General features: G+C 40.4%; 9 protein-coding genes. 4 read left to right on the top strand and 5 right to left on the bottom strand.

Annotated features, from left to right (window positions below; all coding sequences use genetic code 11):
• Positions 1-529 (bottom strand): hypothetical protein (locus tag Q0212_RS11195; RefSeq protein ID WP_297925476.1); only part of this gene is annotated, 529 nt, incomplete at its 3' end.
• Positions 530-687: 158 nt separating this feature from the next.
• Between Q0212_RS11195 and Q0212_RS11190 the strand changes: the two genes are divergently transcribed.
• The 4 genes from Q0212_RS11190 to Q0212_RS11175 all read left to right on the top strand — a co-directional run bounded on the left by Q0212_RS11190 (position 688) and on the right by Q0212_RS11175 (position 3027).
• Positions 688-843, top strand: a complete 156-nt coding sequence (locus tag Q0212_RS11190; protein ID WP_297925475.1) for a DUF29 family protein — start codon at positions 688-690, stop codon at positions 841-843.
• Positions 844-845: 2 nt separating this feature from the next.
• Positions 846-2360, top strand: coding sequence for a mechanosensitive ion channel family protein (locus Q0212_RS11185; RefSeq protein WP_297925473.1), 1515 nt, complete (start codon positions 846-848; stop codon positions 2358-2360).
• 61 nt (positions 2361-2421) lie between these two features.
• The gene (locus tag Q0212_RS11180; RefSeq protein ID WP_297925471.1) at positions 2422-2553 is read left to right on the top strand and encodes a hypothetical protein; all 132 of its coding nucleotides are present in this window, start codon (positions 2422-2424) and stop codon (positions 2551-2553) included.
• A gap of 117 nt (positions 2554-2670) precedes the next feature.
• On the top strand, positions 2671-3027 hold the full coding sequence (locus Q0212_RS11175) for a potassium channel family protein (RefSeq protein WP_297925470.1): 357 nt from the start codon (positions 2671-2673) through the stop codon (positions 3025-3027).
• A gap of 74 nt (positions 3028-3101) precedes the next feature.
• On the opposite strand, the gene hemP is transcribed toward Q0212_RS11175, so the two are convergent.
• The 4 genes from hemP to Q0212_RS11155 form a co-directional block, all read right to left on the bottom strand.
• Positions 3102-3260, bottom strand: coding sequence for a hemin uptake protein HemP (hemP, locus tag Q0212_RS11170; RefSeq protein ID WP_297925468.1), 159 nt, complete (start codon positions 3258-3260; stop codon positions 3102-3104).
• Positions 3261-3397: 137 nt separating this feature from the next.
• On the bottom strand, positions 3398-4909 hold the full coding sequence (gene lysS / locus Q0212_RS11165) for a lysine--tRNA ligase (protein WP_297925465.1): 1512 nt from the start codon (positions 4907-4909) through the stop codon (positions 3398-3400).
• A gap of 116 nt (positions 4910-5025) precedes the next feature.
• Positions 5026-6121 (bottom strand): peptide chain release factor 2 gene (gene prfB, locus Q0212_RS11160; RefSeq protein WP_297925463.1). Its coding sequence is split into 2 segments (ribosomal slippage): positions 5026-6048 and positions 6050-6121, totalling 1095 coding nucleotides; the frame shifts between segments, so codons are not numbered across the junction.
• 80 nt (positions 6122-6201) lie between these two features.
• The gene (locus tag Q0212_RS11155; RefSeq protein WP_297925460.1) at positions 6202-6468 is read right to left on the bottom strand and encodes a hypothetical protein; all 267 of its coding nucleotides are present in this window, start codon (positions 6466-6468) and stop codon (positions 6202-6204) included.
• Positions 6469-6640: the final 172 nt, after the last annotated feature.

The following is a 6640-nucleotide window of genomic DNA, read 5'->3' as shown; positions in this document are numbered from 1 at the left end:
TAAAATCATGGCTAAAATTAATACTGGCATCAAAAATAGTACCTAAGCTAACAGGGTCAATAGCTGGGAAGTCCATCGTTAAATTACGCATATAGGCATTTAAGGTAAACACAGTACCTATCTGCAAGTCTAACGAAGGGCCGAGACTGGTTAATTGCGAGAGGGTTGTCCATTTACTGGTATCAATATCAAAACGGTCGCCCGACTTCACTGCGGTAGGCAATTCATTAACTGCATCTATTTTGTAGCTTAAATCTAACTTACCTAATGTTGCCTCTGCCTTGAGAATCAACCCTGCGGTGACTTCTAGGCCGTAATCATAGGAATAATTAATGCCTGCTAATGAGTCTTGTACATGATTAGATTTGTCTATTTTATAACCAATCAAGCCATCTTCTTTGAAGTGAGCAAATAATCCAGTGCTAACGGGAATGACGTTGGCTAAATTAAAACCAGTGGCATCACCACCATTCCACATATTGATATTAGAAATGTCGAAATTGATTGAAGAACTGGCGGACTGGGACATGGTGGCTTCCTTAAATTTATTTTTGGCAAGATTTTGCCATTTAAGCAAGCGGTTATAAATTCGTCAAGTTAAGAATGCTGGTTTTAGAATGGCTAAAAATAAAAAGTAAAGAATATCCCTTTTGGCTTACAATTAACCAACTAACGAGGAGAGATAAAATGAGTGTTGCTTACGAAAAAGACATCGTAGCATGGGCAAATGAACAAGCCAGTTTTATCCGTGCTGGTCGTTTTGATTTACTCGATTTAGAACACATTGCTGAGGAGATTGAAGACGTAGGCAAAAGCGAACAACGTGAATTATTAGGAAACTAAGTATGCCAATCTCTTTTTCTGCATGGCATAACATTTGGCATACTGAATATTTGTATGCTTTTGCTTTTATCATCATAGGCTTATTACTGTTATTGCGTTGCAAACAGGATTGGTTAGCTATTGTTAAAAGTGTCGTAGTATTTTTAGCGATTGCACTGATTTGTGCATGTGCAAGTTTTATTAGTTATCAATTAAACCTCAACTTAGCTGCCCGCATTTTGCAAGAAATGTCAGTGATTCTGACGGGCATACTTACCATTAGAGTCATGGGACTGAGTATTTTTCGTTCTATTCTCCCCTTATTACACGTTCATCCACCGCGTATTTTAGAAGATATTATTTTAGTGCTAGCTTATATTGCATGGGGCATGATTCGTTTAAGTACAGCAGGGGTTAACTTATCAGGTTTAGTGACAACCTCAGCAGTCATCACTGGTATTATCGCTTTTTCGATGCAAGACACTTTAGGCAATATTTTAGGCGGTTTAGCTTTACAACTCGATAACTCTATTAGTATTGGTAACTGGATTAAAGTAGATGATATTAGCGGCCAAGTGATTGAAGTTCATTGGCGACATACTGCGGTGAGAACACGTAATGGCGAAATTGTGGTTATTCCCAACAGTATGCTGATGAAAGCTAAAGTAATTATTGTTGGTGGTGAAGACGTTCCTCAATGGCGACGTTGGGTATATTTTGCGGTGAGTAATACCATTCCCCCTCAACGGGTGATTAACAGCATTGACAAAGCCCTTAACCAAGCCGAAATACCTTTAGTTAGTCGTCATCCCAAACCCCAATGCGTATTAATGGACTATAAAGATGGCTTGTGTGTTTATGCGGTACGTTATTGGCTACAAAATGCTCAAATTGATGACCCAACCGATAGCACAATTAGAGTGCATATTTTTGCAGCCTTACAACGTCAGGGCTATGCCCTTGCCTCTCCTAATTTTGCTATTAGTATGACTACTGAATCATTAGAGCGTGAAGCACATTTACACAATACCGAATTAGCTATCCGTGAACACAAACTTGGCAAAATGGATCTATTTTCAACTTTATCACATGAAGAACGCCAACACCTTGCCAAAACCTTGACTTATGCACCATTTGCTAAAGGTGATGTCATTACTCGCCAAGGTGATGTGGCACATTGGTTATATGTATTAGTCAGTGGTGAAGTGGATATTTGGTATGAAGTTAACACGCAAGAACGTAAATTATTAACCACCCTCCCTGCTGGACGAGTTTTTGGTGAAATGGGCTTAATGACGGGAGAACCTCGCCGAGCCACTGTCATCGCCAAAACTGATGTGGAGTGTTATCGCATAGATAAACCAAGTTTTGAGCATATTATACAATCGCGGCCTGAACTAGCTAATGAGTTTGCTCATATTCTTGCCGAACGTAATCAACAGTTGGTTGCGGTACAACAAAATGGCAACCACAACAACCATGCTCAACATCATGCCAAAATTTTAGATGGAATTCGTCGCTTTTTTAGATTGGGGTAATTGGCATTTAACAAAAAATCAACTATCTTCAAAAGAGAATAATTAATTAAAGATCATCATCATGAATACCTTAAAACAATGGCAGCAATTGTGGTCACAAGGTTTAGACTATATGTTTATTTTATTAGCCGAAGCTGATACACCTGAGTCATGGGATGAACACCACGATTTTTCTAATGATCTACACAACTAATTCATGTTTTTACACTTTAACTTTTTTATTTCGACGCTCGTTACCATCACACTTGTCTTTCTCACTGTTTTATTTCATTACGAAGTTTTAAGACTCATTTCGGAATTAATTCCTAAATTGACGATTCAGCCCAGATTACGCATTTTAGTGGTTATTTATGGGGCTTTCTTGGCACATACCTTAGAAGTTTGGCTATTTGGGACAACTTATTATTTGTTAGATACTTATTTTAATGTTGGGACATTTAGTACTTTAAGCCAAAATAAAATGGAGTTTTTCGATTTTGTCTATTTTTCAGTAGTTGTGTATACGTCTGTGGGCTTTGGTGATATTTACCCAATAGGCCATATGAGATTAATTGCTGGTGTAGAAGCCTTAACAGGCTTATTAATGATTGGCTGGTCAGCCTCGTTTACTTATTTAATGATGGAAAAACTGTGGCTTGATCATCGTAAGCCACACCATAAAAAATAATATTGACGTGGATATAAAGACCACAGACCTGTATATGTACCTAAATAATCATGGGTTTCGTGCCTCAACCCATGCTATTTGGTCAAAATCAATTTATTATTACTGGTAATTCGCAAACGATATTCTTCTCCTTCGTGAGTGATACGAATTTCTTTACCCAAGGCAAACAGTCGAGAAGAATCAATAGTAGGAAAACGGCGAATGGCTGGCTGTTGTTGTACTTGAGTGTGCATAATCAATTCCTATAAATAATTAGCTTACTAGTTAATAGTAATAATTCTCATTAACAAATGCAATATATTATCAAAATAATTTTTGCGCATAAAAAAAGGCAGATTTATCTGCCTTTTTTATGCTTAAAAACCTTAGTTTATAAGGCTTCTGGACGCATATGCGGAAATAAAATCACATCACGAATTGATGGCGAATTGGTAAACAACATCACCAAACGGTCAATACCAATGCCCTCACCTGCGGTCGGTGGCAAACCATATTCTAAAGCGCGCACATAATCGGCATCATAGTGCATGGCTTCATCATCACCTGCATCTTTTTCAGCCACTTGCTGCATAAAACGCTCAGCTTGGTCAATCGGGTCATTTAACTCCGAGAAACCATTAGCAATTTCACGACCACCAATAAAGAACTCAAAACGGTCAGTAATAAATGGATTATCATCATTACGACGCGCTAAGGGTGATACTTCAGCAGGATACTCAGTAATAAACGTTGGCTGACGTAACTTGGTTTCAACCGTTTCTTCAAAGATAATAGTTTGTAATTTACCAATGCCCCATGTTGGCTTTACTTTCTCTTTAATGTCTTTTTCAACAATTTGAGTCGCAGCAGCCATATCCCATAATTGCTCACGGGTATATTGAGGATTAAAATGTAAAATCGCATCAACCATGCTCATGCGTACAAACGGCGCGCCAAAGTCATACACTTCGCCTTGATAATCGACTTCGGTTTTACCCAATACTTCTAAAGCAACGGTTTTTAACATTGCTTCGGTTAAATCCATCAAGTCTTTGTAATCGGCATAGGCTTGATAAAACTCAATCATGGTAAATTCTGGATTATGACGTGTAGAAACACCTTCGTTACGGAAGTTACGGTTAATTTCAAACACACGCTCAAAACCGCCAACCACTAAACGCTTGAGGTATAACTCAGGGGCAATACGCAAAAACAACGGCATATCTAAGGCATTATGATGCGTTTCAAACGGCTTTGCGGCTGCGCCACCTGGAATGACGTGCATCATAGGTGTTTCGACTTCCATAAAGTCACGGCCACGTAAAAAGCGACGAATACCATCAATCACTTGTGAGCGCACTTTGAAGGCATTGCGCGTTTCTTCGCTCATAATTAAGTCAACATAACGTTGACGGTACTTCATTTCTTGGTCAGATAAACCATGAAATTTATCAGGCAATGGACGTAAAGACTTGGTCAACAAACGCACTTGTTCGATATGAATCGACAATTCACCTGTTTTGGTTTTAAAGATATAACCTTGACCACCAACAATATCGCCAATATCCCATGTTTTGAAATCGGCATAGGTGTCTTCGCCAATACTGTTTTGGGCAACATAAAACTGGATACGACCTGTCATATCTTGCACAGTAATAAAGCTAGCTTTACCCATCACGCGTTTGAGCATAATACGGCCAGCCACAGACACCACTTGCTTTTCGCCTGCTTCTAATTCTTCTTTCGTGTTAGCCGCAAACTTGTCTTGTAAGTTTTGGGCATAACTATCACGACGGAAGTCATTGGGGAAGGCTTGGCCTTTGGTGCGTAATTCAGCTAATTTTTGCTGACGCTGGGCAATTAATTCATTTTCAGATACTTGAATTTCTGGCGTATTGCTCATGGTTTTCTCTCTAAAAGATAACTCCTCCCCCTTATTAAGGGGGAGGCTGGGAGGGGGTCTTATAAAATAACCCCACCCTAGCCCTCCCCTAATTTAGGGGAGGGAACACAAAGTTTTCATAAGCCCATTTTTAATGAAGCTTGAATAAAATCATCTAAATCGCCGTCTAACACGGCATCAGGACGCGAATGTTCGACACTGGTGCGTAAATCTTTAACACGCGATTGGTCTAAAACATAAGAACGAATTTGGCTACCCCAACCATTTTCAGATTTGGTTTCTTCGAGGGCTTGTTTGGCCGCATTTTTCTTTAAAATTTCTAACTCATATAAACGCGCACGTAACATTTTCCATGCACGGTCACGGTTAGCATGTTGTGAACGCTCATTTTGACACGCAACCACTGTGCCTGTGGGAATGTGAGTTAAACGCACCGCAGAGTCCGTTTTGTTAATATGCTGACCACCTGCACCACTGGCACGATAAGTATCAGTGCGCACATCGGCAGGATTAATTTCAATCTCAATATTATCGTCCACTTCTGGCGACACAAATACTGCCGCAAAGGAAGTGTGACGACCATTACCTGAGTCAAAAGGCGATTTTCGTACTAAACGATGTACGCCTGTTTCGGTACGCAACCAACCAAAAGCATAATCGCCTTCGACACGAATCGTGGCACTTTTAATGCCTGCAATTTCGCCATCGGACACTTCCATCAATTCGCCTTTAAAGCCATGACGTTCAATCCAGCGTAAATACATACGCAACAACATCCCTGCCCAGTCTTGTGCTTCTGTGCCACCCGAACCAAATTGAATATCAACGAAGCAATTATTAGCATCCATTTCACCACTAAACATACGGCGAAATTCTAAGTCAGCCACCAGTTTTTCGGCACTGGCCAACTCGGCTTTCACGTCTTCGAGTAGGCTTTCGTCATCCGCTTCTACGGCTAAATCAAGCATCGCTTGCGCATCTGCCACTTGTTCGGTGAGTTTATCCAACACACCCACACTATTCTCTAGTGCAGAACGCTCTTTACCTAGGGCTTGGGCGTGTTCGGGATTATTCCAGACGGTGGGTTCTTCAAGCTCACGCATCACTTCTTCGAGGCGTTCTTTTTTTTGCTCGTAGTCAAAGATACCCCCTAAGCGTTTCGCCACGCTCGGTCAGGTCTTTCATGTGTTTAATATACGGATTGATTTCCATGACGGTTTTACAGCTACATGACCAATGAAAGGCGCGAATTGTAGCAAAGTTTGGGGGGGAAGGCGAAGGGTTTTGGGCGGTTACGCAAATGGATTTAGGAGCGTTAAACCTTCAATTTTTTGAAAGTCTTTGGTATTTCGAGTGACTAATGTGCAACCGTATTGACATGTTATGGCTGCAATTTGACAATCCGCATGGCTAATCGGCAATCCCAGTTTAGTACGTTGCTGCCGAATATCGGCATAAAAAATCGCACTTTTTTTATCGAAGGTATACGTTCTATCACCAAAATGGCTTTCTAAAATTAAAAAAGATGCTAAAAATGTTTGGATGTAACATTCAAACAAAAAGCAAAAACAAAAATGGAGCGGATCATAAAATCGGGTGAATTTTTCATGAGATATTAAATATCGCCTTTTCGCGCGTAGGTCGCAACGCAGAGACTCTGCGAGCACTCACGTGCAGCGCGAGCGCAAGGTCTTCGGCAATGCGGTGGCCAGCTTCCAGAACACACGCTTC

It is taken from the genome of uncultured Agitococcus sp. (assembly GCF_937920075.1).
Lineage (GTDB): Bacteria > Pseudomonadota > Gammaproteobacteria > Pseudomonadales > Moraxellaceae > Agitococcus.
Note: the sequence above shows the minus strand (reverse complement) of the source record. Positions and strands in the feature narration are given on the sequence as shown.

Coding starts and splice junctions, on each gene's coding strand:
- Q0212_RS11190 (WP_297925475.1), top strand. CDS start 688: ATGAGTGTTGCTTACGAAAAAGACATCGTAGCATGGGCAAATGAACAA.
- Q0212_RS11185 (WP_297925473.1), top strand. CDS start 846: ATGCCAATCTCTTTTTCTGCATGGCATAACATTTGGCATACTGAATAT.
- Q0212_RS11180 (WP_297925471.1), top strand. CDS start 2,422: ATGAATACCTTAAAACAATGGCAGCAATTGTGGTCACAAGGTTTAGAC.
- hemP (WP_297925468.1), bottom strand. CDS start 3,260: ATGCACACTCAAGTACAACAACAGCCAGCCATTCGCCGTTTTCCTACT.
- lysS (WP_297925465.1), bottom strand. CDS start 4,909: ATGAGCAATACGCCAGAAATTCAAGTATCTGAAAATGAATTAATTGCC.